The sequence below is a fragment of the Zobellella maritima genome (assembly GCF_003075035.1).
GTDB lineage: Bacteria > Pseudomonadota > Gammaproteobacteria > Enterobacterales > Aeromonadaceae > Oceanimonas > Oceanimonas maritima.
Genome location: NZ_QCZE01000001.1, coordinates 170,492 through 194,090 on the forward strand (window position 1 = coordinate 170,492; position 23,599 = coordinate 194,090).

At 60.0% G+C, this 23,599-nt stretch carries 19 protein-coding genes and 1 tRNA gene; 14 read left to right on the forward strand and 6 right to left on the reverse strand.

Annotation, left to right across the window (positions count from 1 at the left end; translation table 11 throughout):
• Nucleotides 1-12 precede the first annotated feature (12 nt).
• The 13 genes from DCS96_RS00775 to tilS all read left to right on the forward strand — a co-directional run bounded on the left by DCS96_RS00775 (nucleotide 13) and on the right by tilS (nucleotide 16,485).
• Entirely contained in the window at nucleotides 13-861 is an 849-nt protein-coding gene (locus DCS96_RS00775) for a phosphatidate cytidylyltransferase (RefSeq protein ID WP_116472481.1), read from the forward strand.
• Entirely contained in the window at nucleotides 861-2,054 is a 1,194-nt protein-coding gene (ispC, locus tag DCS96_RS00780) for a 1-deoxy-D-xylulose-5-phosphate reductoisomerase (protein WP_116472482.1), read from the forward strand. Before DCS96_RS00775 ends, ispC begins: the two co-directional genes overlap by 1 nt.
• Nucleotides 2,051-3,403, forward strand: a complete 1,353-nt coding sequence (gene rseP / locus DCS96_RS00785; RefSeq protein ID WP_116472483.1) for a sigma E protease regulator RseP — start codon at nucleotides 2,051-2,053, stop codon at nucleotides 3,401-3,403. Before ispC ends, rseP begins: the two co-directional genes overlap by 4 nt.
• A 30-nt stretch (nucleotides 3,404-3,433) precedes the next feature.
• Nucleotides 3,434-5,869, forward strand: a complete 2,436-nt coding sequence (gene bamA / locus DCS96_RS00790) for an outer membrane protein assembly factor BamA (protein WP_116472484.1) — start codon at nucleotides 3,434-3,436, stop codon at nucleotides 5,867-5,869.
• Nucleotides 5,870-6,001: 132 nt separating this feature from the next.
• Nucleotides 6,002-6,505, forward strand: coding sequence for an OmpH family outer membrane protein (locus tag DCS96_RS00795; RefSeq protein ID WP_116472485.1), 504 nt, complete (start codon nucleotides 6,002-6,004; stop codon nucleotides 6,503-6,505).
• Between the two features lie 74 nt (nucleotides 6,506-6,579).
• Entirely contained in the window at nucleotides 6,580-7,602 is a 1,023-nt protein-coding gene (lpxD, locus tag DCS96_RS00800; protein WP_116472486.1) for a UDP-3-O-(3-hydroxymyristoyl)glucosamine N-acyltransferase, read from the forward strand.
• A 20-nt stretch (nucleotides 7,603-7,622) separates the two neighbouring features.
• Complete coding sequence (gene fabZ / locus DCS96_RS00805) at nucleotides 7,623-8,084, forward strand: 3-hydroxyacyl-ACP dehydratase FabZ (RefSeq protein ID WP_116472487.1); 462 nt, start codon at nucleotides 7,623-7,625, stop codon at nucleotides 8,082-8,084.
• A gap of 2 nt (nucleotides 8,085-8,086) precedes the next feature.
• Complete coding sequence (gene lpxA, locus DCS96_RS00810; protein WP_116472488.1) at nucleotides 8,087-8,878, forward strand: acyl-ACP--UDP-N-acetylglucosamine O-acyltransferase; 792 nt, start codon at nucleotides 8,087-8,089, stop codon at nucleotides 8,876-8,878.
• Nucleotides 8,853-10,019, forward strand: a complete 1,167-nt coding sequence (lpxB, locus tag DCS96_RS00815) for a lipid-A-disaccharide synthase (protein WP_408645983.1) — start codon at nucleotides 8,853-8,855, stop codon at nucleotides 10,017-10,019. Before lpxA ends, lpxB begins: the two co-directional genes overlap by 26 nt.
• A complete protein-coding gene (rnhB, locus tag DCS96_RS00820) occupies nucleotides 10,016-10,618 on the forward strand; it encodes a ribonuclease HII (RefSeq protein ID WP_198649892.1) in 603 nt (200 codons plus the stop codon). The genes lpxB and rnhB overlap by 4 nt, the downstream gene beginning before the upstream one ends.
• Complete coding sequence (gene dnaE, locus DCS96_RS00825; protein ID WP_116472491.1) at nucleotides 10,608-14,078, forward strand: DNA polymerase III subunit alpha; 3,471 nt, start codon at nucleotides 10,608-10,610, stop codon at nucleotides 14,076-14,078. The genes rnhB and dnaE overlap by 11 nt, the downstream gene beginning before the upstream one ends.
• A gap of 9 nt (nucleotides 14,079-14,087) precedes the next feature.
• The gene (gene accA, locus DCS96_RS00830) at nucleotides 14,088-15,044 is read left to right on the forward strand and encodes an acetyl-CoA carboxylase carboxyl transferase subunit alpha (RefSeq protein WP_116472492.1); all 957 of its coding nucleotides are present in this window, start codon (nucleotides 14,088-14,090) and stop codon (nucleotides 15,042-15,044) included.
• 178 nt (nucleotides 15,045-15,222) lie between these two features.
• On the forward strand, nucleotides 15,223-16,485 hold the full coding sequence (gene tilS / locus DCS96_RS00835; RefSeq protein WP_232818152.1) for a tRNA lysidine(34) synthetase TilS: 1,263 nt from the start codon (nucleotides 15,223-15,225) through the stop codon (nucleotides 16,483-16,485).
• Between the two features lie 133 nt (nucleotides 16,486-16,618).
• On the opposite strand, the gene DCS96_RS00840 is transcribed toward tilS, so the two are convergent.
• The 4 genes from DCS96_RS00840 to rcsF form a co-directional block, all read right to left on the reverse strand.
• Entirely contained in the window at nucleotides 16,619-17,770 is a 1,152-nt protein-coding gene (locus DCS96_RS00840; RefSeq protein WP_116472494.1) for a patatin-like phospholipase family protein, read from the reverse strand.
• Between the two features lie 156 nt (nucleotides 17,771-17,926).
• On the reverse strand, nucleotides 17,927-19,645 hold the full coding sequence (locus DCS96_RS00845; protein WP_116472495.1) for a proline--tRNA ligase: 1,719 nt from the start codon (nucleotides 19,643-19,645) through the stop codon (nucleotides 17,927-17,929).
• A 60-nt stretch (nucleotides 19,646-19,705) separates the two neighbouring features.
• Nucleotides 19,706-20,440, reverse strand: a complete 735-nt coding sequence (gene tsaA / locus DCS96_RS00850; protein ID WP_116472496.1) for a tRNA (N6-threonylcarbamoyladenosine(37)-N6)-methyltransferase TrmO — start codon at nucleotides 20,438-20,440, stop codon at nucleotides 19,706-19,708.
• A complete protein-coding gene (rcsF, locus tag DCS96_RS00855) occupies nucleotides 20,437-20,808 on the reverse strand; it encodes an Rcs stress response system protein RcsF (RefSeq protein WP_116472497.1) in 372 nt (123 codons plus the stop codon). The genes tsaA and rcsF overlap by 4 nt, the downstream gene beginning before the upstream one ends.
• 234 nt (nucleotides 20,809-21,042) lie before the next feature.
• Here rcsF and DCS96_RS00860 point away from each other — a divergent pair.
• Nucleotides 21,043-21,116: transfer RNA gene (locus DCS96_RS00860), tRNA-Gly, on the forward strand.
• On the opposite strand, the gene DCS96_RS00865 is transcribed toward DCS96_RS00860, so the two are convergent.
• Nucleotides 21,105-23,219 (reverse strand): putative bifunctional diguanylate cyclase/phosphodiesterase, encoded by a 2,115-nt coding sequence (locus DCS96_RS00865; RefSeq protein WP_116472498.1) that lies wholly within the window; start codon nucleotides 23,217-23,219, stop codon nucleotides 21,105-21,107. The two genes, DCS96_RS00860 and DCS96_RS00865, sit on opposite strands and share 12 nt — an antisense overlap.
• A 9-nt stretch (nucleotides 23,220-23,228) precedes the next feature.
• On the reverse strand, nucleotides 23,229-23,459 hold the full coding sequence (locus DCS96_RS00870) for a hypothetical protein (RefSeq protein ID WP_116472499.1): 231 nt from the start codon (nucleotides 23,457-23,459) through the stop codon (nucleotides 23,229-23,231).
• Nucleotides 23,460-23,599: the final 140 nt, after the last annotated feature.

A 23,599-nucleotide genomic window follows, 5' to 3' on the forward strand; every position in this document is an offset into this window, starting at 1 on the left:
AGAGGATATCTCTTGCTAAAACTTCGTATCATAACGGCCGTGTGCCTGATCCCCCTGGTGCTGAGCGCTATTTTCCTGTTGCCGTTGCCCTTTTTTGCCCTGTTTGTCACCCTGATTTTCCTGTTGGCCGGCAGGGAGTGGGGGAGGTTTATCGATATTCAAAGAGCAAATGTGGTGATGGTCAGCCTGGGACTCATTCTGATTGGGCTGATGGCCGCCGTACCCATAGAGCATATCTGGTCGCCGGGCCTGCATCCCTGGATCAGCACCCTGCTGTGCGCGGGGGTCGGCTGGTGGCTGGCGTCGCTGGGGTTGGTGCTGGCCTACCCGCGGAGCGCCGGGCTGTGGCGGAGCCAACGCTGGCTGAAGGCATTGTTCGCGATTCTTACCCTGGTGCCTTTTTTCTGGTCCGTGCTGGCGCTGCGCAGCTATCAGTACGATGAAAGCAGTTATTTCGGAGCCTGGTTATTGCTGTTTGTAATGTCGCTGGTGTGGTTTGCCGATACCGGTGCCTACTTTGTCGGCAAGGCCCTGGGCCGGCACAAGTTGTGCCCCAAGGTCAGTCCGGGCAAGACCATTGAAGGCATGTTGGGGGGCGTCGCTTTTGCCAGCCTGCTGGCATGGTCGGTCATCCAGTTTCTGACGCTGGACGGCCCGCAAGGAACAGTATTGCTGATTGCCTCGGTGGCGGCGGTGCTCGCTTCCGTGCTGGGTGATCTGGTGGAGAGCATGTTCAAGCGGGAAGCGGGCCTCAAGGACTCGGGACAGATATTGCCCGGTCATGGGGGCATAATGGACAGGATCGACAGCCTGACCGCCGCCTTGCCGGTATTTGTGGTGACCGTGAGGTTGCTAAGCTGATGGAACATCTGACCATACTGGGCGCCACCGGCTCCATCGGGCAAAGTACCCTGGCTGTGGTGCGCCGTCATCCCGGACGATTCCGGATATTCGCCCTGACCGCCTCGCGCAGCGTGCCCCGGATGCTGGCCGATTGTCTGGAGTTCTCCCCTGAGTATGCGGTGCTGGTGGATGACATGGCGGCGCGGCAACTGGCCGCCGAGCTGCGCACCCATGGCAGCCGGACCCGGGTGCTGAGCGGTACCGCGGCCCTGGCCGAGGTGGCCCGCGATGCGCAGGTGGATACGGTGATGGCGGCGATCGTCGGTGCGGCCGGCCTGCTGCCGACCCTGGCGGCGGTGCAGGCCGGCAAGCGGGTATTGCTGGCCAACAAGGAAGCGCTGGTGATGAGCGGAGAGTTGTTTATCGAGGCGGTGGCCCAATCGGGGGCGCAGCTGCTGCCGGTCGACAGCGAGCATAATGCCATTTTCCAGTGTCTGCCGACGGCCCTGCAACAAGCGCCCGGTAAAGGCAGCCTGTCGGCTGCCGGGGTCAGCAAGATACTGCTGACCGGCTCCGGGGGACCCTTCCGCTATACTCCGGTGGAGCAGCTGAACCAGGTAACGCCGGCTCAGGCAGTGGCGCATCCCAACTGGTCGATGGGGCCGAAAATTTCGGTAGACTCCGCCACCATGATGAACAAGGGGCTGGAATACATAGAGGCACGCTGGCTGTTCAATGCCGCCCCGGATCAGCTTGAGGTGGTGGTGCATCCCCAGTCGGTGATCCACTCCATGGTTCAGTACTCGGACGGCTCCGTATTGGCCCAGCTTGGCCAGCCGGATATGATGACCCCCATCGCCCACGCCCTGGCGTACCCTGAGCGTATCGACTCGGGAGTGGCGCCGCTGGATTTTTGCCGTCTGGGTGAACTGACCTTTATGGCGCCGGATATGGCCCGTTATCCTTGCCTGCGGCTGGCCATCTCCGCCTGTGCCGAAGGGCAGGGGGCGACCACGGCGCTGAATGCGTCCAACGAGGTGGCGGTGGCGGCCTTCCTGGCCGGTGAGCTGGATTATATGGCGATTGCGGCAATCAATGAGACAGTCGTGGAAAACCTGGGTCTAACCAAGGTAGGCAGCCTGGATGAAATACTGGCACTGGACAGCCGGGCCCGGCTTTGTGCAACAGAACTTATCAGGAGACGCTCATGATTGACATATTGTGGAATCTGGCCTCTTTTATCGTTGCCCTGGGGATCCTGGTGGCGGTGCATGAATACGGCCATTTCTGGGTTGCTCGCCGCAACGGGGTCAAGGTCGAGCGTTTTTCCATTGGCTTCGGCAAGCCAATCTGGCGCCGTATGGGGCGTGACGGCACCGAGTATGTGGTGGCCATGATCCCCCTGGGGGGTTATGTCAAGATGCTCGATGAACGGGTGGAAGACGTCCCCGAGCAGCTGCGTGACCAGGCCTTCAACAACAAGTCGGTGTGGGCGAGGATGGCGATCGTGGTGGCCGGTCCCATGGCCAACTTCATCTTTGCGGTATTTGCCTTCTGGCTGATGTTCATGATCGGGGTGCCGGCGGTCAAGCCGGTACTGAACGAGGTTCAGCCGGGCTCGCCCGCCGCCGTGGGTGGCCTGGCCCCGGGCATGGAAATCGTGGAAATCGACGGGCGCAGCGTGCGGACCTGGGAAGATGTCAATTTTGCCCTGATTGGTCGCCTGGGCGACGACGAAACCCGTTTCGAGGTGCGTCCCCAGGGCGGAGCCTGGACCGAAGCGCATACCATCCCCCTGGCCGACTGGCAGTTCGATCCGGATCAGAGTTCACCGATCGCCGCCCTGGGGCTGATACCCGAGAGCCCCAAAGCCACACTGACCATCGCCGAGGTGGTGTCGAACGGCCCGGCTGCCGAGGCCGGACTGCAGGCCGGGGATACGGTGCAGGCGGTGAACGGTGAGACCCTGGCCGGCTGGCCTGATTTTGTCGCGGCGGTGCAGGCTTCTCCCGAGATTCCGATGGAACTCATTGTGACGCGTTCGGGTCAAAGGCTGTCGCTGGTACTGACTCCGGAGCGTCGTGAAAGCCGCGAGCAGGTGATAGGCTTTGCCGGCCTGGCGCCCGAGATCGAGCCGCTGGCCGAGCAATACCGTTTCGAGCTGAGTTATGGACCATTCGAGGCTATCTGGGTCGGGATGGAGCGCACCTGGGCACTGACGGTGCTGACCTTCCAGATGATCGGCAAGTTGCTGACCGGTATTGTCTCGGTGGACAACCTGAGCGGTCCTATTTCGATTGCCAAGGGCGCCGGTGCCAGTGCCGACTTTGGCCTGGTCTATTTTCTCAGCTTTCTTGCGTTGGTCAGTGTGAATTTGGGGATTATCAACCTCTTGCCGCTGCCGGTACTGGATGGTGGCCACCTGTTGTTTTATCTGGTCGAGGCGGTCACCGGTCGACCGGTACCGGACAAGGTGCAGGAGATTGGCTTTAAAATTGGTGCGGTCGCCTTGATGATGTTGATGGGACTGGCGCTGTTTAACGATTTTGCTCGCCTCTAGGGCGAACGACACAAGGATTAAGTCAAACATATGGCAGTCAAAAAAATGCTTGCCGCCTCCTGCCTGTTGGGTGCCAGTATGTTGGCCCAGGCTCAGGGCGTTTCTACCACCCCCTTTGTGGTTGAAGATATTCAGATCAATGGCTTGCAGCGGGTCACCCTGGGGGCGGCCTTGCTCAGCCTGCCGGTACGGGTGGGTGAGGAAGTAGACAGCGGTCGTTTGTCCGAGGCCATCAAGAGCCTGTATGCCTCGGGCAACTTCGAGGATGTCCAGGTGTTGCGCGACGGCAATGTGCTGGTTGTCCAGGTGACCGAGCGGCCCACCATCGCCAGCATCAGCTTCAGTGGCAATAAGGAAATCAAGGAAGAACAGCTGCGCCAGAGCCTGGAAGGAGCCGGCGTGCGGGTAGGAGAGCCGCTGGACCGTACCACCTTGAGTACCCTGGAGAAGGGGCTCGAGGACTTCTATTACGGGGTGGGAAAATATTCGGCGTCGGTCAATGCGGTACTGACGCCCTTGCCCCGCAACCGGATCGATCTCAAGTTTGATTTTATCGAAGGCCCGGCGGCGGATATCAAGCAGATCAACATAGTGGGCAACAAGGCGTTCAGCGAGGAGCAGTTGTTGTCTCAGCTCGAACTGTCCGATGATGTGCCCTGGTGGAACTTTATGGCCGATCAGCGCTATCAGAAGCAGAAGCTGGCCGGTGATATCGAGATCCTGCGCTCCTACTACCGGGATCGGGGTTATCTCAAGTTCGAGGTGACCTCTACCCAGGTGTCCATGTCGCCCGATCGGGAAGGGGTCTATATCACCCTCAATGTGGATGAGGGTGAACAATATACCATCTCCGGTGTCAGCCTACGCGGTGATCTGATCGACCGTCGCGAGCAGCTGGAAGCCCTGGTGCCGATCCGCGAGGGGGATCTGTATTCCGCCGCCGATGTGGCCCACACCGAAGAAGTGCTGTCCAAGTTCCTCGGCCGCTTCGGCTATGCCTATCCCAAGGTGGGTACCTTCCCCCAGATCGACGAAGCGACCAAGCAGGTGGCGCTGGTGGTGAATATTGATCCGGGCAAGCGGGTCTATGTACGCCGTATCAACTTTACCGGTAACCAGCTGACCCAGGATCAGGTGCTGCGTCGAGAAATGCGCCAGATGGAAGGCACCTGGTTGTCCAGCGAACAGGTGGAGCAGTCGCGCACCCGGCTCAACCGGCTGGGCTATTTCGAAAACGTGGATGTGGAAACCCGCCGGATACCCGGTGAGGACGATCTGGTGGATTTGGATGTTTCGGTCAAGGAGCAGCCGGCTGGCTCGATCAACTTCGGTGTCGGCTATGGTACCGATTCGGGCTTCAGCATCCAGGCCGGCATCCAGCAGGATAACTTCCTGGGTACGGGGAACCGGGTCGGGATCAGTTCCCAGATGAATGACTATTCCAAGGATGTGTCTCTGGAGTATACGGATCCCTATTTTACCGTGGACGGGGTCAGCCTGGGCGGGCGCCTGTATTACCGGAAGTTCGAAGCCGATGACGCCAACCTGGCCGCCTACGACAGTCAGAGCTACGGTGCCCGGCTGCAGAGCGGTTTTCCGATCAACGAGACCAACAGCCTGAACGGCAGCATCGGTTATGAGCTCAACGAGCTGGGCAGGCCGGAAGACAGCTATGTGCAGCTGGATAAATTCTGGGAGCTGCACGGCGAAAATGTAGGCAGCAACGACGAGATCAGCTTCGATACCTTCGATATCAGCGGCGGCTGGACCCGCAATACCCTGAACCGGGGCGTGTTCCCCACCGCGGGCAACCGCCAGAGCCTGGGTCTCAAGGTGACGGTGCCCGGCTCGGATCTGCAGTATTACAAGGCTAGCTTCGACGATGCCCATTACCTGCCCCTGGACCGGGAGCATAACTGGGTGTTGAACGGCAAGTTCCGCGCCTCCTATGGTAATGGCTATGGCGATGCCAGCAATGGCTCCCAGACCCTGCCGTTTTTCGAGAACTATTATGCGGGGGGCTTCAGTACCCTGCGTGGTTTCAAGAGCAACTCGGTCGGTCCCCGGGCGGTCAAGCTGGATGGCACCGGCGTAAGCCGCCTGCGCGGCTCCGACAGCGCCATCGGCGGTAATGCGTTGCTTGCAGCCTCGGCCGAGCTGATTGTGCCCACCCCCTTCGCGGGTGAGGATCTGCAGCATTCGCTGCGGACCAGCCTGTTCGTGGATGTGGGCACCGTCTGGGATACCGAGTACCAGGCATCGGATTTTGCCGACTGTGAGCCCGGCAACAACTGTGAGTTGATCTACGACTTCGGTGACCCCACCAATTTCCGGGCGTCGGCCGGTGTCAGCCTGCAGTGGCTGTCACCGCTGGGTCCCCTGGTGTTCTCGCTGGCTTCTCCGCTCAAGGAAGTGGAGGGGGATAAAACCGAAATCTTTAACTTTAACATTGGCCGGACGTTTTAAAGAAAGCGTGAAGCTTAAGCGGTAAGCTGGAAGTCAAAAACAAAACACCGAGTCTGCTTATTCAGTGTTTGTCTTCCAGCGCTCAGCTTCGAGCTTCCCGCTTATAGCTTATTTTTTAAAAGGAGTAGTAGCTTGAAACAGATGGTTAAAATTTTTGGCGTTATTACCCTGATGCTGGCTGCCGTCCTGGCGCAGGCCCAGGACGTGAAAATTGCGGTGGTGGACACGGCAGCCGTGTTCCAGAAGATGCCGCAGCGGGAGGCGACTATGAACCAGCTCAAGAAGGAGTTTGAGGGGCGGGTCAGGGACGTGCAGAAGCTGGAGGAGGATGGCCGCAGTTTTATCGAGAAGCAGCAAAAAGACATGGCCTTTATGAACGACGAGCAAAAGGCCCAGGCGCAGCGCAAACTCAATGAAATGCAAGCTGCCTATGTGCAGAAGCGTCGCACCCTGGAAGAGGATCAGATGCGTCGGGAACATGAGGAGCGGCAGAAAATGCTGGGCCGCATCAAGGCTGCCATCGAAGAGATCACCAAGGCCGATGGCTATCAGCTGGTGCTCGAGCGCAACGCGGCCATCTATGTATCACCGTCACTGGACATCACCAGCCAGGTTATCAGCAAGGTGAGCAGGTAAGGTTGGCGGTAGACCAAGCCTGTCAGGCGGGGCCGACTGGCCTCCCTTCGTCAGCAATCTGAGAGTTCGAATCAATGAAAGTAACACTGGAAGAGCTGGCCCGGCATCTGGGCGCGGAACTGCATGGCGATGGCCAGCTGGAAATACACAGGGTCAATACCCTCGACAAGGCCGGCCCGGGCGATATCGCCTTCTTGTCCGATGCCAAATACCGCCATCTGCTGGACAGTACCCGGGCCAGCGCCGTTATCGTGCGGGCGGACGATGTGCCTTTTTGCCCGGCCGCCTCCCTGGTGATGACCGATCCCTACCTAGGGTTTGCCCTGGCGGCCCAGCGGCTGGATACCACCCCCCAGCCGGCGGTGGATATCCATGCCACCGCTGTCTTGGCGGAGGACGTCACGTTGGGGGAAGGGGTCGCCATCGGCGCCAATGCGGTGATCGAATCGGGCGTTGAACTGGGGGACGGCGTGGTCATAGGTCCCGGCTGTTTTGTCGGCAAAAACAGCAAGCTGGGCGCCCGTAGCCGGCTGTGGGCCAATGTCACCCTGTATCACAATGTGACGCTGGGCAGCGATTGCCTGGTTCAGTCGGGTACCGTGATCGGCGCCGACGGTTTCGGCTACGCCAATAACAAGGGAGAGTGGGTCAAGATCCCTCAGCTCGGCGGCGTGCTCATCGGCAACCGGGTCGAGATCGGCGCCTGCACCACCATCGATCGGGGGGCGCTGGAAGATACCCGTATCAATGATAACGTGATTATCGACAACCAGTGCCAGATTGCCCATAACGTCGAGATTGGCTATGGTACGGCCGTTGCCGGCGGCACCATAATGGCAGGTAGTCTGAAAGTCGGCAAATATTGTATTATTGGCGGTGCTTCCGTGTTTAATGGTCATATGGAAATCTGTGATCAGGTTACCATTACCGGCATGGCCATGGTGATGCGCCCGATTACCGAACCGGGCGTGTATTCCTCCGGGATCCCCTTGCAAAGCAACAAAGAATGGCGCAAGACGGCCGCGCGGGTGCTGCGTATCGATGAGATGCACAAGCGCCTGAGCCGTCTTGAAAAACAATCAGACAAAAAAGATTAAGCTATTAGTAGGGTTATATTTTGAATAACGAACTAAATCAGTTAGATATCCAGGAAATCCTGGAGCTGTTGCCGCACCGCTATCCGTTTCTGATGGTAGACAGGGTTGCGCATTACGAAATAAGCCCCGAGCGCAAGACGTTGAGAGGCATCAAGAATGTTTCTTTCAACGAGCCCATGTTCACCGGCCATTTTCCGCAGAAACCGGTGTTTCCCGGTGTTTTGATCCTGGAAGCCATGGCACAGGCCACCGGCATTCTGGCGTTTAAGATGGTCGGCAAGCCCAAACCCAACGAACTCTACTATTTTGCGTCTATCGACAATGCCCGTTTCAAGCGGCCGGTGGTGCCGGGAGATCAGCTGGTGCTGGACGTGGTGTATTTGAAAGAACGTCGCGGTATCGCTAAATTTACCGGTGTGGCCACGGTTGACGGCGAAGTGGTGTGTACCGCCGAGCTGATGTGTGCCAAACGCGAGGGTTAAATGTGACTGAGCAAAGTGCAGTGATCCATGAAACCGCCATCATCCACCCCAGTGCCAGGATTGGCCGGGGAGTGGAAATTGGCCCCTGGACTCTGATCGGTGCCGATGTTGAAATCGGTGACGATTGCTGGATTGGTTCCCATGTGGTTATCAAGGGCCCGACCCGTATCGGGCGTGGCAACCGTATCTTCCAGTTTGCCTCTATCGGTGAGGAATGCCAGGACAAGAAATACGCCGGTGAGCTGACCCGCCTTGAGATCGGCGACCATAACGTGATCCGCGAATCCTGCACTTTCCACCGGGGAACCTCTCAGGACGAGAGCCTGACCCGGGTGGGCAGCCATAACCTGTTTATGGTCAATGTGCATGTGGCCCACGACTGTCGGATCGGTGATAACTGCATCTTCGCCAATAATGCAACCCTGGCGGGTCATGTGCGTATTGGTGACCATGTGATTTTCGGTGGTCATGCGGCCATTCATCAGTTCGGCCGGGTCGGCAGCCATGCATTTATTGCCGGCTGTGCCGCGCTCAACAAGGATGTGCCGCCCTATGTGATGGCGGCGGGCCTGTACGCCAAGCCGTTTGGCGTCAACTCCGAAGGCTTGCGCCGCCGGGGCTTCAGCAAGGAGGCCATTTCCGCCATCAAGCAGTCCTATAAGGAAATTTTCCGCAGCGGCAAGACCGTCGCCGAGGTGCTGCCGGTGCTGGAAGAGCTGAACAGGAGCCAGCCGGAAGTGGGTATCCTAATCGAATTCCTGAAGGAAAATGAACGCGGGATCATTCGTGCCTGAGTCGCGTCCTTTACGTATTGGTCTGATCGCCGGGGAAGTATCCGGCGATACCCTGGGGGCCGGCCTGATCCGGGAGATTCGCAGCCATCACCCGGATGCCATTATCGAAGGCATCGCCGGGCCGCAGATGGTCGCCGCCGGCTGCACCGCCCTGTTCGAGATGGACGAGCTGGCGGTAATGGGGGTGGTGGAAGTACTGGGGCGCCTGCCCCGCATTCTTAAGATCCGTCGGCAGATCGTGCGCCATTTCATCGATAACCCGCCGGATGTGTTTGTGGGCATAGATGCGCCCGACTTCAACCTGGGGGTGGAGCACCGCCTGAAGAAGGCCGGCATCAGGACCATCCATTATGTCAGCCCCTCGGTCTGGGCCTGGCGACAAAGCCGTATCCACAAGATCAAGGCGGCCACCGATCTGGTGCTGGCCTTCCTGCCGTTTGAAAAAGCCTTCTACGATCGTTTCGATACCCCCTGCCGCTTTATCGGCCATACCCTGGCAGATCAAGTGCCCCTGGTACCCGATACCCTGGGTGCCCGCCTGCGCTTGGGATTGAAGCCGGACGCCAAATATCTGGCCCTGCTGCCGGGCAGCCGTCATGCGGAAGTGACCCTGCTGAGCCCTGTCTATCTGGAAGCCTGCAAGCAGCTGAAGGTGCGCCACCCCGATCTGGAATTCGTGGTGCCGCTAATCAACGAGAAGCGGCGGGAAGAGTTTCTAAAGATCAAGAGCCAGGTAGCGCCGACTCTGGAGATGACCCTGATCGAGGGCCAGGGGCGGGAAGCCATGGCCGCCAGCGATGTGGTGCTGCTGGCTTCCGGGACCGCTACCCTGGAAGCCATGCTGGCCAAAAAACCCATGGTGGTGGGCTACAAGCTCAGGGATTTCAGCTACTGGCTGGCCGAACGGCTGGTAAAAACCCCCTATATTTCCCTGCCCAACCTGCTGGCGGATCAGACCCTGGTCGCCGAGTTGGTCCAGCATGAATGCACACCGGGGCACATAGTGGACGAGATTGGCAAGCTGCTGGAACATGACAACAGCGAATTGATCGCTCACTTTACCCAGCTGCACAAGCAGATCCGCTGCACCGCCGATGAACAGGCGGCCCGTGCCGTACTGGAGCTGGCCGGATTATCATGACCGACATCGACTATCCTCAGGGACTGCTGGTGGCCGGGGTGGATGAAGTGGGCCGTGGGCCGCTGGTGGGCGACGTGGTGACCGCAGCGGTGATCCTGGATCCCGATAACCCCATCCCCGGTCTTAATGACTCGAAAAAACTCAGTGAAAAAAAACGCGAACAGCTGGCCGGGCTTATCCGTGAGCGGGCCCTGGCCTGGGCCATCGGCCGCTGTTCTCCGGCGGAGATCGATGAGCTCAATATACTGCAGGCCACCCTGCTGGCGATGAGTCGGGCGGTGGCGTCGCTCTCGCTGCAGCCGGGCTTCGTGTTTATCGACGGTAATCGTTGTCCGGCTTTACCCATGCCTGCCCGGGCCCTGGTCAAGGGCGACAGCCGGGTAGCGGAGATCAGCGCCGCCTCCATCCTGGCCAAGGTGGCACGGGATCAGGAGATGGTCGAGCTGGATCAGCGTTATCCCGAATACGGTTTTGCCCGACACAAGGGCTATCCCACCAAAGAGCATATGACGGCCCTGGCGCAATACGGTGCCCTGCCCGAACACAGGCGCAGCTTCAAGCCGGTTGCCCAGGTATTGGCGGATTTCGATGTCACCTGAATTTATCCATCTGCGCATTCACTCCGATTTTTCCATGATCGACGGCCTGGCCAAGATAGGGCCGATCACCGGGCGGGTGAAGGAATTGGGTTACCCGGCGTTGGCGCTGACCGACCAGATGAACCTCTGCGGCCTGGTGCGATTTTACGGTGATGCCCACGGCAAGGGACTCAAGCCCATAGTCGGAACCGATATCTGGGTACAGGAAGAGCCGGGCGGGCAGGTGTTTCGCCTGCTGCTGCTGGCCATGGACAACACCGGCTACCAGAATATTACCCTGCTGATCTCCCGGGCCTATGAGCGCGGTCATGTGGATCACAGACCCGTGGTGGACAAAGACTGGCTGGCCGAACACAATGAAGGGATTATCGTGTTGTCCGGCGGCCGGGAAGGTGATGTGGGCATCGGCCTGCTGAAGGGCAATCAGGTGATGGTGACCCGGAGCCTGGCTTTCTATCAACAGCATTTTCCCGATCGCTTCTACCTGGAATTGCTGCGTACCGAGCGGCCGGATGAAGAAAGTTACCTGCATATGGCGGTGGCGCTGGCGACCGAGGCGGGCCTGCCGGTGGTGGCCACCAACGAGGTGGTATTCCTCGACAAGGACGACTTCGACGCCCATGAAATCCGGGTCGCCATCCACGACGGCTTTACCCTGGATGACAAGCGCCGCCCCCGTCGTTACAGTGCCCAGCAATACCTGAAAAGTGCTGAGGAAATGGCTGAGCTGTTCGCCGACATCCCCGAGGCACTGGCCAACACGGTGGAAATCGCCAAGCGTTGCAATGTCACCGTGCGCCTGGGCGAGTATTTCCTGCCGGACTTTCCCACCGGCGACATGAGCATCGAGGACTACCTGGTCAAATGCTCCGAGACAGGGCTGGAAGAGCGGCTGGCGTTCCTGTTTCCGGATCCACAGGTGCGTGCCGACAAGCGCGGGGAGTACGACGAGCGGCTGGCGATCGAGCTCAAGGTGATCAACCAGATGGGCTTTCCCGGCTACTTCCTGATCGTGATGGAATTTATCCAGTGGTCCAAGGATAACGGCATACCGGTCGGCCCCGGACGGGGCTCGGGCGCCGGCTCGCTGGTGGCCTATGCGCTCAAGATCACCGACCTGGATCCGCTGGAATTCGATCTGCTGTTCGAGCGCTTCCTCAACCCGGAGCGGGTGTCGATGCCCGACTTCGATATCGACTTCTGCATGGACCGGCGTGATGAGGTAATCGATCATGTGGCCGAGCTCTACGGCCGGGATGCGGTCTCCCAGATCATCACCTTCGGCACCATGGCCGCCAAGGCGGTGGTGCGTGATGTGGGCCGGGTGCTGGGCCATCCCTACGGTTTCGTCGACCGCATCTCCAAGCTGATCCCGCCGGATCCGGGCATGACCCTGGCCAAGGCCTTCGAGGTCGAGCCCAAGCTGCCGGAGATTTACGATCAGGACGAAGAGGTCAGGGCGCTGATCGACATGGCGCGCAAGCTGGAAGGGGTGACCCGTAATGCCGGCAAGCATGCCGGCGGCGTAGTCATCGCGCCGACCCGCATTACTGACTTCTCGCCCCTGTATTGCGACGAGGCCGGCCGCAACCCGGTGACCCAGTTCGACAAGAACGACGTGGAATATGCGGGCCTGGTCAAGTTCGACTTCCTCGGCCTGCGCACCCTGACCATTATCGACTGGGCCCTGGGCATGGTAAACCCGCGGCTGGCCAAAGAAGGCAAGCCGCCGGTTGATATCGCCGCCATTCCCATCGACGACGCGGCCTCCTTCAAGCTGCTGAAACGGGCCGAAAGCACGGCGGTATTCCAGCTCGAATCCCGCGGCATGAAGGACTTGATCAAGCGGCTGCAGCCCGACTGTTTCGAGGACATGATAGCCCTGGTGGCGCTGTTCCGTCCCGGCCCGCTGCAATCGGGCATGGTGGACAACTTTATCGACCGCAAGCATGGGCGCGAGGCGGTGTCTTACCCGGATGCCCAGTGGCAGCATGAATCGCTCAAGCCCATTCTCGAGCCTACCTACGGTATCATCCTCTATCAGGAGCAGGTGATGCAGATAGCCCAGGTGCTGGCGGGCTATTCCCTCGGCGGCGCCGATCTGCTGCGGCGGGCCATGGGCAAGAAAAAGCCCGAGGAGATGGCCAAGCAACGGGCCGGCTTCGAGGCCGGCGCTGTGGCCAACGGCATCGACGGCGAACTGGCGATGAAGATCTTCGACCTGGTGGAGAAATTCGCCGGTTACGGCTTCAACAAGTCTCACTCCGCCGCCTATGCCCTGGTGTCCTACCAGACCCTGTGGCTGAAGACCCACTATCCGGCCGAATTTATGGCGGCGGTGATGACCGCAGATATGGACAACACCGACAAGGTGGTAACCCTGGTCGACGAATGCCAGCGCATGGGCCTGACCCTGCTGCCACCGGATGTGAACTCGGGCCGTTACCGCTTTACCGTTAATGAGCAGGGCCATATCGTCTACGGCATTGGCGCCATCAAGGGCGTCGGTGAGGCGCCGATTGAGTCGATTCTTGCCGCTCGCGAGCAGGGGGGGGCGTTCCGGGATCTGTTCGATTTCTGCAACCGGGTGGATCTCAAGAAGCTCAACAAAAGGGTGATGGAAAAGCTGATTCTGTCCGGTGCCATGGACCGCCTCGGCCCCCATCGTGCCTCGTTGATGGCGACCCTGGAAGAAGCCATGAAAGCGGCCGATCAGCACGCCAGGGCCGAAGCCCTGGGCCAGGGCGATATGTTCGGGGTGCTGGTTGAAGAAGCGCATACCGAGCATGCCTTTGCTGATGTGCCGGCCTGGCCGGACAAGGTCTGGCTGGAAGGCGAGCGGGATACCCTGGGTCTCTACCTGACCGGCCACCCGATCAACCAGTACAGCCGTGAGCTGCGCCACTATACCAGCGGCCGTTTGATCGAGCTGCAGGCCACCGGCCGGGACAAGACAGCCACGGCGGCGGGGCTGGTGATTGCCGCTCGGGTGATGACCACCAAGCGGGGCAACCGCATGGGTATCCTTACCCTGGACGACAAATCCGGCCGCTTGGACGTGACTCTGTTCTCGGAGGCCCTGACCCGCTATGAGCACCTGCTGGAAAAAGACAAAATTCTGGTCATTAGTGGCCAGATTAGCTTTGATGACTTCTCCGGTGGCCTTAAAATGTCGGCGCGCGAAGTTATGGTCATCGATGAGGCCCGGGAGCGTTATGCCCGAGGGGTACATCTGAGTATTAGCCGAGCCCAGATAGACGAGGGCTTTTTTTCACGTTTTCTGGACATACTCACCCCTGTGAGGGCCGGGGTATGTCCTGTCCGAGTGACCTATCATAGACCGGGGGCCCGGGCTCAGTTAACACTGGGAACCGAGTGGCGGGTAACCCCGACGGACCAGATGCTGGAACAATTACAGCAGCTACTTGGCGCCGATAAGGTCGAGCTGATTTTTGAATAGAGGGGACCTATGAGCCACCATTTTCTGGATTTCGAACAACCCATCGCTGAGCTGCAGGCTCAGATTGAAGAGCTCAGACATGTAAGTGAAGGGGACGGCCTGGATATCGACCTGGACGAAGAGGTCAAACGCCTGGAACTCAAGCGGGATGAACTGACCAAGAAGGTATTCGGTAACCTGGGTCCCTGGCAGATCTCCCAGCTGGCACGCCATCCGCGCCGGCCCTATACCCTGGATTACATCGAGCTGATGTTCGGCGAGTTCGACGAACTGGCCGGCGACCGCGCCTACGCGGATGACAAGGCCATCGTCGGCGGCGTGGCCCGTTTCGAAGGGCGTCCGGTGATGGTTATCGGCCAGCAGAAGGGCCGGGAAACCAAGGAAAAGATCCGCCGCAACTTCGGTATGCCCCGTCCCGAGGGTTACCGCAAGGCGCTGCGCCTGATGGAAATGGCCGAACGCTTCAAAATGCCGATCCTGACCTTTATCGACACCCCGGGTGCCTATCCGGGGGTGGGGGCCGAAGAACGCGGTCAGTCTGAAGCCATCGCCCGCAACCTCAAGGTCATGGCCGGCCTCAAGACCCCCATTGTCTGTACCGTGATCGGTGAAGGCGGCTCTGGTGGCGCCCTGGCCATCGGTGTGGGCGACCGGGTCAACATGCTGCAGTACTCCACCTATTCGGTGATCTCTCCCGAGGGCTGTGCCTCCATCCTGTGGAAGAGTGCCGACAAGGCTCCGGTGGCGGCCGAGGCGATGGGCATTACCGCCGGCCGTATCAAGGAGCTGGGCCTGATCGACAATCTGGTGGAAGAGCCGATGGGCGGTGCGCACAGCAACCCGGCGTTGGTCGCCGAGCGGCTGAAAGAGCGGCTGCTGGCCGATCTGGCCGAGCTGGACCTGCTGGATACCGATGCCTTGCTGGAGCAGCGTTACCAGCGATTGATGAAGTACGGTTACTGCTAACGCCGTCGGTGTTAAGCAGACAGACACCTGATGAACTGAAGCGCCAGTGGGCGCTTCAGTTATTGTGTTTCCCCTCCTGTTTCTTACAATGATCTTTTATCGCTGACATCCCACCATGGATCTATACCGCCACTTTTGTCGACAGCTAGCCGAATCGGGTCTTCATGGAGACTTGCTGGTGGCCTTTAGCGGTGGCCTGGACTCGACCGTACTGCTGACGCTGGCCGCCCGCCTGGCACGGGAGCAAGGCCGCTCGGTACGGGCTGTGCATATTCACCATGGCCTGCAGGCGGTGGCGGACGGCTGGCCGGCCCATTGCGTTCGAGTAGCGGCGTCACTGGGTATTAAGTGTCAGACGTTGCAGGTGCAGGTCAATTTGGGTCCCAGGATAAGCCTGGAGGCGGCGGCCCGGGACGCCCGCTATCAGGCACTGGCCGGGGTCATGCAGACCGGGGATGTGCTGCTGACGGGCCATCATCTCGATGATCAGACCGAAACCCTGTTGCTGGCGCTGAAACGCGGGGCCGGTATGGAGGGGCTGGCCGCCATGCCGGATATCAAGCCTCTTGGTCCGGGACGACAGTGGCGGCCCTTGCTGGATTTGTCCCGACTCCAACTGGAGCAGTTTGCCCACCAGGAAGGGTTGAGCTGGATTACCGATCCGAGCAATACCGACAGCCGCTTCGATCGCAACTTTCTGCGCAACGAAGTATTGCCCGCCATACTGGCCCGCTGGCCGGCCTTCAACCGCACTGTGGCCCGCAGCGCCGAGCTCTGTGCCGAGCAGGCCGAGTTGGCGGCCGAGCTGGCGGAGCAGGATCTGACCGGGATGGTGGGAGACCATCAGTCGTTGTCCATAGCGGGCCTGCAGGAATTGTCTGCCGCTCGACGGCATAACGCCCTGCGCCATTGGCTGCAGGCCCAGGGGGTCTATTGTAGCCGCCTGCAGTTGCATACCGTTTGGCAGGAGGTGGCGCTGGCCCGGGACGATGCTACCCCCCTGCTGGTTTTGGGCGAGCGGCAGATACGCCGCTATCGGCAGCGGCTCTATGTGCTGTGCGGCGAAGCGGTGCCCCGGCCATGTGCCGGGCTGGCGGCGGATACCTGGCTGGAGCTGGGAGTGGGACGGTTACGGCTGCAGTATCGGTCGGCAGAGCCGGGCCTGAGCCCGGCTCTGGATCCCGGGCAGTTGCACATTGCGTTTGGTACCCAGGGAGTACGGGCCCATCCGCTCGGGCGAGCCGGTTCCCGCCCCCTTAAAAAACTGTGGCAGGAATACCGGGTACCGCCCTGGCAGCGTGATCGGGTGCCGCTGTTGTTTGATGGCGAGCGCCTGGTGGCCGCGGTCGGGGTGTTTATCTGCCGTGATTTCGCAAGCCAGCCCGGGGGCCCCTCGTGGCAGCTGGAGTGGCAGTCCAATGTCCAGCAGGGGGGGCCATGACTGATCATCATCTTGCCGCCGCTGTTTTGGGCCCACTAAACAGCAGGCTAAGCACCTGGCCCCGCAGCGTCACAGTGCCCGTTACCACAATACACAGTAACGGCATCCTCTTAGCTATCTGAGCCGCTATCGCTCAGCCGGTCTTGCGCAGATCCAGGGGCACCGACAGGAAATTGCAGATCTCGGTCAGTCGGTCATGGGTATCCTGGTAACCCAGCTCGATCAGCTCCTGGCAATATTCCTTTTCAAACAGCAGGAAACTGGCCAGGCCGGTGGCATCCCCGGCATCGACCCCGAACAGTCGCAGCATGGCCCTGATATTGAACGGTAGCCGGTGGAAGTGCTTCTCGGTCAGCTCGTCCAGGTTCTGGCTTGGTTTGAGCACCAGATTGTCGATATGACGCAGGGAGATCTGGGCGCGTTTATGTTCCGGGATCAGCTTGATGGTACTGTTAATGCGCTGCAGCCGCTCTATGTCCGAGGTCAGGGCATCGGTGAAGATGGTATCCAGCAGATGGCCGGCAATATCCGAGCTGCTGGGGTCACTGCTGAGCATGCCCGGCTGGGCTTCTTCGGTGGCCAGACTGACAATCAGTATCTTGTCGGCACCGAGATGAATGGCCGGGCTTAACGGGTTGAGCTGGTGGATGGAGCCATCCCCGTAAAAATGGTTTTGCAGCCGACAGGGCTGGAAGATAAAGGGCAGGGCGCTGCTGGCCATCAGGTGAGGCGTGGCGATAATGGCCGCCCGCCCCGAACGACCGGCCCTGGCCCAGGCCTGGTGATGGGGCCGGCCCTGAAAGAAGGTAGTGGAATCACCGGTGTTGTAATTGGAAGCGGTTACCGCCAGCACCTCGAGGGCGCCGTAGAGCAGGTTGTTGTCGATACGCTGGAAATCGATCAGCTTTTCCAGCAGCCGTTCCAGGGGGCTGTTGTCAAACAGCGGCAAGGCCATCTGGGCGGGGCGGCCCAGCAGTCCGGACAGCAGGCTCTTGAGGGAATGGCTGACAATCTTGCCGGCCTGCAGGCGCAATACCTGCTCGGTATGTAAATGGCGCCAGACATACTCCAGCTTGCGTACCGCCAGGTGAAAGCAGGAGGCGTAGCAGGCCAGTCCGGTGGCGTTGATGGCCCCGGCCGAGGTACCGCACAGGATGGGGAAGGGGATGGGCTGCCCCCTGGGATAGCATTCGGAGATGGCCTTGAGTACACCTATCTGGTAGGCGGCACGGGCGCCACCCCCGGTCAGGATCAAGGCGCAGGCACCAGTATCTTCTCGCTCCATAACCTCTCCTTTTTGTTCAGTATAAGGGGCTGTTTTAAGGACTAAAAGGGGGGCGCGAAAAGAAGCCGGGGGCAGGGAGAGCGGGAGCGGCGGCTCCGACGAGGGGGGAGAGTCTCCAGGATAACAAAAGAGCGCCGAGTGGCGCCCTTTTGGTGATTAACGGCCCATGGCCTGGTCGATATGCGCCACTACCTGGTCGATGGCGATTTCAACCTTGTTACCATCGCGCCTGTGTTTGTATTCGACCACCTGGTTGTCCAGGCCCCGCTCGCCGATAATGATGCTGTGAGGTACACCGAGCAGTTCCATATCGGCGAACATCACGCCCGGGCGTTCCTTGCGGTCGTCAAACAGCACGTCGATACCGGCGTCTTTGAGCTGCTGATACAGCTTGTCGGCCACTTCCTGAACCCGGTGGGACTTGTGCATGTTCATGGGGATGATGGCCACCTGGAACGGCGCTATGGCGTCGGGCCAGATGATGCCGCGCGCATCGTAATTCTGCTCGATGGCGGCCGCGACGATACGTGACACGCCAATACCATAGCAGCCCATCTCCAGCACCACCGACTTGCCGTCTTCGTTGAGCACGGTCGCGCCCATCTTGGCGGAGTAATTGTTACCCAGCTGGAAGATATGGCCCACTTCGATGCCACGCTTGATCTGCAGCACACCCTTGCCGTCCGGGCTGGGGTCGCCTTCCTTCACATTGCGCAGATCGGCCACTTCCGGTTGCGGCAGATCCCGTCCCCAGTTGATACCGAAATAGTGTTTGTCTTCGATATTGGCGCCGCCGCCAAAGTCGCTCATCACCGCCACGGCCCGATCCACGATGACCGGCACCGGCATGTTAACGGGGCCGAGGGAGCCGGGGCCGGCCCCGACAATGTCCCTGATCTCTTCTTCTGTGGCAAAGGTCAGCGGGAAGGCCACCTGGGGCAGCTTTTCCGCCTTCACTTCGTTCAGTTCATGGTCACCGCGTACCATCAGCGCTACCAGCGGGGCATCCACCTGCTCGGAGGCCTTGACCAGCAGGGTCTTGACGGTTTTCTTGATATCCAGGCCGAACTGCTCGACCAGCTGGGCGATGGTCTTGGCGTTGGGGGTGTCGACCAGGGTCATTTCCTGGGTCGGGGCATCGGCCTGGGCCTTGGGCGCCACCGCTTCGGCCATTTCGATATTGGCGGCGTAGTCGGAGCCGGTCGAGAAGGCGATATCATCTTCGCCGCTGTCGGCCAGCACATGGAATTCGTGAGAGGCGCTACCGCCGATGGCACCGGTATCGGCCAGTACGGCACGGTAGTCCAGGCCCAGGCGTTCAAATATCCGGCTGTAGGCCTGGTACATGTCCTGATAGGTCTGTTGCAGGCTTTCCTGGTTGGTATGGAAGGAATAGGCATCCTTCATCAGGAACTCGCGTGCGCGCATGACCCCGAAGCGGGGGCGGACTTCATCACGGAACTTGGTCTGGATCTGATACAGGTTTAGGGGCAGCTGCTTGTAGGAGGCCACCTCGTTGCGCACCATGGCGGTGATCACTTCCTCGTGGGTCGGACCCAACACAAAGGGGCGGGCGTGCCTGTCCTGCAGGCGCAGCAGCTCGGGGCCGAACTTTTCCCAACGGCCGGTTTCCTGCCACAGGTCGGCGGGTTGTACCACCGGCATCAAGACCTCAATGGCACCGGCCCGGTTCATTTCTTCCCGTACGATGGCGGCAACCTTGTTCATGACCCGCAGACCCGAGGGCAGCCAGGTGTAGAGTCCGGAAGCCAATTTGCGGATCATCCCGGCCCGCAACATTAACTGGTGGCTGATCACCTCGGCATCGCTCGGGGTTTCTTTTAGGGTGGAAAGCAAATATTGGCTGGTACGCATGCGCTAAAACCTTGTCTGAGCTGAAGTCCATTAAAGGGTCGATTGTAGCAGGGGCCAGGGTCAGGCAGAAGTCCCGGCTGTTTCGTATGGTTCGTTATCCGGTACTATCGCCAGCACCCGGGTCAGTCGGCCTGTCACTTCATATTTCACATTGTAATGATAAAGCCGGACCCCGTATTGCTGCCGCTCGAGTAAGTCCCGCTTATAGGCGGGCCTGGGATCCTGTATCAATACTTCGGAAATAAATTCCTTCAACTCGGGAACCGGTGACAGGGCACAGGCCTGCTCGGCAGCGGGACTGAAGATGACTTCCATATTGATATCGGGGGCGGCAGGGGCGAAGCCGCCATGGGCTTGGGGGACGGCATCGGCCCAGGGAATATAAGGCTTGATATCCACTATGGGGGTTCCGTCCACCAGATCTACCCCCCCCAGATCCAGCCATACCTTGCTGCCCTCCTGATGCATGCCTTCCAGGCTGACCACGGACAGGCCGAGGGGATTGGGCCTGAAGGTGGAGCGGGTGGCAAAGACGCCGACCCGTTCGTTGCCTCCAAGGCGGGGAGGGCGCACCGTGGGTTTCCAGCCCTGCTGACGGGTCTGGTGAAAGACGAACACCAGCCAGAGATGGCTGAACTCGCCCAGCCCGCGAAAGGCGCTGGGTTCATTATAGGGGGGGAGCATTTCCAACCGGGCGCGGGCACGGGTTACCAGGCCCGGCTGACGGGGCACGGCAAACTTTTCCTTGTAGGGCGAGTGGATGATCCCGATGGGATCCAGGCTGATGGTGGTCATTTTTCGGCAACCGACAGGGCCTGGCCACTGCACAATACATGCTCGATACAGCCGGGCATATCATCGAAACGGATGCAGCTGTCCAGCAACAGGCCGTTGGCGCCCATATCCGCGGCGCGGCGGCGGATGTGGGTGCGGGCATCGGCTTCCTTAGGGGGGGCTTCGTTGCTCTCGAGCTGGCAGGCTTCACCTTCAACCGACCCCAGGGTGACATAATTCCTGCCGGCCAGTTGCTCTCGGGTATAGAGGGTGACGGTGCCTGCCTTGTAGTAATCCTTGACGCCTGCGGGTGAGACATTGCTGTCAAACCCCCAGTTGGCACAACCGGACAGGGTCAGGGCAATGAAAGTCAGGCTGAGTGTACGCATCGTGGTTCCTTATATGATCAATATTGCCGCGGTTGGCAACGAAGCAATGGTTATCCCTAGAGTGGCATGAGTACCGACTCGGCGCAATTGGCAGCCTGGGAGATTGCGCCATTGTAGCGGGAGGCGGGAGCCGAGGCCGTTCAAATTAGTGCCGGTCTGTTTGTTTCCTGTGCAAACGCACGGGCGGGGGATTGATTGGTCCTGAAAAAGGCCTATAGTGAAGTGGCTTCCGATGCGGGTGTAGTTCAATGGTAGAACGGCAGCTTCCCAAGCTGCATACGAGGGTTCGATTCCCTTCACCCGCTCCAGTTTTTCTCACAGCTATTGTTCCAATGCCCCTTGCTGTTTTCCATCTGTGGTGTTGTTTCGTCGCCTGACTTCCGTACCTGTTGCTGCAGCAGCTTGGTGATCTCCGCCGCCGGCAGGGGGCGGCTGAAGTAATACCCCTGGCCCCGATCACATTGCAGGGAACGCAGGAAGTTCAGCTGCTCTCGTGTTTCGATACCTTCGGCCAGCACCCTGAGTTGCAGGCTCTTGCTCATGGCGATAATGGCGCGGACGATGGCGATGGCGCCGGGTTGAGCCGGCAGGTTACCCACGAAGCTGCCGTCAATCTTGAGCTGGCTCACCGGAAACTGCTGTAGATAGCTCAGCGAGGAATAGCCGGTGCCGAAGTCGTCGATAGACAGGCTGACGCCCAGACTCCGCAGTGTGTTCATGGCCGCGATGGCCGACTCCACATCACGTATCAGCAGACTTTCGGTCAGCTCCAGCTCCAGGCATTCGGCCGCCAGCCCCGTTTGCTGCAGGGTGTCGGCAACCTGCGCCACCAGGCTGGGATGCTGAAACTGACGAGCCGACAGGTTGACCGCCATTATCATAGGAGGCAGGCCCAGCGCCTGCCAGGCCACGGCCTGCCGGCAGGCCGTGGCGAGTACCCATTCGCCGATAGGCACGATCAACCCGTTTTCTTCGGCCTGCGGAATGAAGTCGGCCGGACCTATCAGGCCTCGCTGCGGGTGGCGCCAGCGCAACAGGGCTTCAACGCCGATAATGTGTTCCTGTTCGAGATCCAGCTGCGGCTGGAAGAGCAACTCCAGCTCGTCCTGGTGCAGGGCATGACGCAGTTCCTGTCCCAGTTTCAGGCGCCGGTTGTTGTCGGTGTTCATGCTGGGATGGTAAAGCTGTACCGTATTGCGGCCCTTTTCCTTGGCGGCGTACATGGCCATGTCGGCGTTGCTTAGCAGCTGCTCGACACTGCCGCCATCCCGGGGATAGAGGCTGATGCCGATGCTGCCGGTGATGCTCAGCTCCTGGCCGTCGAGGAGGCATGGGGCACGCAGTGCCATCGCTATCCTCTGGGCAACCGCCAGCACGGGTTCATCCTGAACAACGGTATCTTCCAGTATCAGCGCAAATTCGTCGCCGCTGATACGGGCTACGGTATCCACTTCGCGCACACTGGCGGTCAGCCGTGCCGCGATAACCTGCAGCAGGGCATCGCCGGCACTGTGCCCCAGGCTGTCATTGATATCCTTGAAGCGATCCAGATCCAGAAACATGACCGCTACCTGGCTGTCCTTGCGCTGGGCTACGCTGATGGCATGGGCCAGCCTGTCCTGCAGCAGCAGGCGGTTGGACAGGCCGGTGAGGGCATCATGGGTGGCCTGAAACGAGAGGGTATCCGAGGCTTTGCGCAACTGGCGGTTGCTGTCTCGCAGCTGGCGGGACTCCAGCCGGAGAAACGCCGCCAGCCGCAGGGTCTGCCGGAACTGGAAAAAATAGAGCAGCAGCAGGACCAGCCCGCTGATGGCCGGTGCCGCCAGATACCAGTTGCTGCTGGTGGCATTGAATTCCCGCAGCAGCCGGTCGCCTCTGACCTCGCGCTGCAACAGGTGGCGCTTGCTGATATCGAACAGGGCCTGCCGGTAGGGATACAGGCTATTCCAGATGGCGTTGTAATCGGGATCAAGGGGGTCGGGAGTGAGCCTGGTCAGTCTGGGCTCGATATCCGCGAGCGCCGCATTCAGGCCTTCGATGACCTCCCGCACCTCCGGAATTTCCAGCACCGCCCGGTTTACCTCGCCCTGTTCAAAGGAGGTGATCCGGCTGGCCAGCAGTTCGAAGCTGAGCTGCATGTCGGCCCGGCTGTTATGCCGGAACGGAACGGGTTGTACATACAGGCTTACCGCGTCCCAGAAGTGCTCCAGTTCCTCGGATGTCTTGAACAGGATAAAGGTTTGTTGGCCGAAGCTGAGGCTGGTCAGCCGGTTTACCCGGGTCAGCTCACGGTAGGCGGAAACCAGGCTGAGGGTAAATATCAGCAGGGACAGCACCAGGCTCCATATGCCGATGGTGCGCCATCGGCCGCCGCTGGATAACGATGGGGAAGCAGTCTGCTCTGCCGGCATGGTATGGCCTCACTTAACAATCGCGCGATGCAGTTGCCCGTTCATGCTGGTACCCAGGCTGCACGGGTCGGAATAACCGTCCAGGACACCTGATCCACAGCGGCCCTTGTCGCGAATGGGGATAGGACCATTGGGCTTGAAGGCGATGCTCACCGGGTAGCCGACCCATTCGTCCCGGTTCTCGCAGGCGGAGAGCAGCATGAGGCCGGGTGGTTTACCGGGTTCATACGATTCTCCCATGACGGCCAGCCTGGGCGCCCTTGGTGCTGCGGTTTTGCGCCCCAGTCTTGGAGGCAGGCCGCCTTTTGCAAGGGGTTACATAACGGGACTAGTGAGTTGATATTAGCACAATGAAATTCATATGAGTCATAAGGGTTACC

Bases quoted from the DNA above. Each gene is read 5' to 3' on its own strand.
- ispC (WP_116472482.1), top strand. From the start codon at position 861: ATGGAACATCTGACCATACTGGGCGCCACCGGCTCCATCGGGCAAAGT.
- rseP (WP_116472483.1), top strand. From the start codon at position 2,051: ATGATTGACATATTGTGGAATCTGGCCTCTTTTATCGTTGCCCTGGGG.
- bamA (WP_116472484.1), top strand. From the start codon at position 3,434: ATGGCAGTCAAAAAAATGCTTGCCGCCTCCTGCCTGTTGGGTGCCAGT.
- lpxD (WP_116472486.1), top strand. From the start codon at position 6,580: ATGAAAGTAACACTGGAAGAGCTGGCCCGGCATCTGGGCGCGGAACTG.
- lpxB (WP_408645983.1), top strand. From the start codon at position 8,853: ATGAACGCGGGATCATTCGTGCCTGAGTCGCGTCCTTTACGTATTGGT.
- rnhB (WP_198649892.1), top strand. From the start codon at position 10,016: ATGACCGACATCGACTATCCTCAGGGACTGCTGGTGGCCGGGGTGGAT.
- dnaE (WP_116472491.1), top strand. From the start codon at position 10,608: ATGTCACCTGAATTTATCCATCTGCGCATTCACTCCGATTTTTCCATG.
- accA (WP_116472492.1), top strand. From the start codon at position 14,088: ATGAGCCACCATTTTCTGGATTTCGAACAACCCATCGCTGAGCTGCAG.
- DCS96_RS00840 (WP_116472494.1), bottom strand. From the start codon at position 17,770: ATGGAGCGAGAAGATACTGGTGCCTGCGCCTTGATCCTGACCGGGGGT.
- DCS96_RS00845 (WP_116472495.1), bottom strand. From the start codon at position 19,645: ATGCGTACCAGCCAATATTTGCTTTCCACCCTAAAAGAAACCCCGAGC.
- tsaA (WP_116472496.1), bottom strand. From the start codon at position 20,440: ATGACCACCATCAGCCTGGATCCCATCGGGATCATCCACTCGCCCTAC.
- rcsF (WP_116472497.1), bottom strand. From the start codon at position 20,808: ATGCGTACACTCAGCCTGACTTTCATTGCCCTGACCCTGTCCGGTTGT.
- DCS96_RS00865 (WP_116472498.1), bottom strand. From the start codon at position 23,219: ATGCCGGCAGAGCAGACTGCTTCCCCATCGTTATCCAGCGGCGGCCGA.
- DCS96_RS00870 (WP_116472499.1), bottom strand. From the start codon at position 23,459: ATGGGAGAATCGTATGAACCCGGTAAACCACCCGGCCTCATGCTGCTC.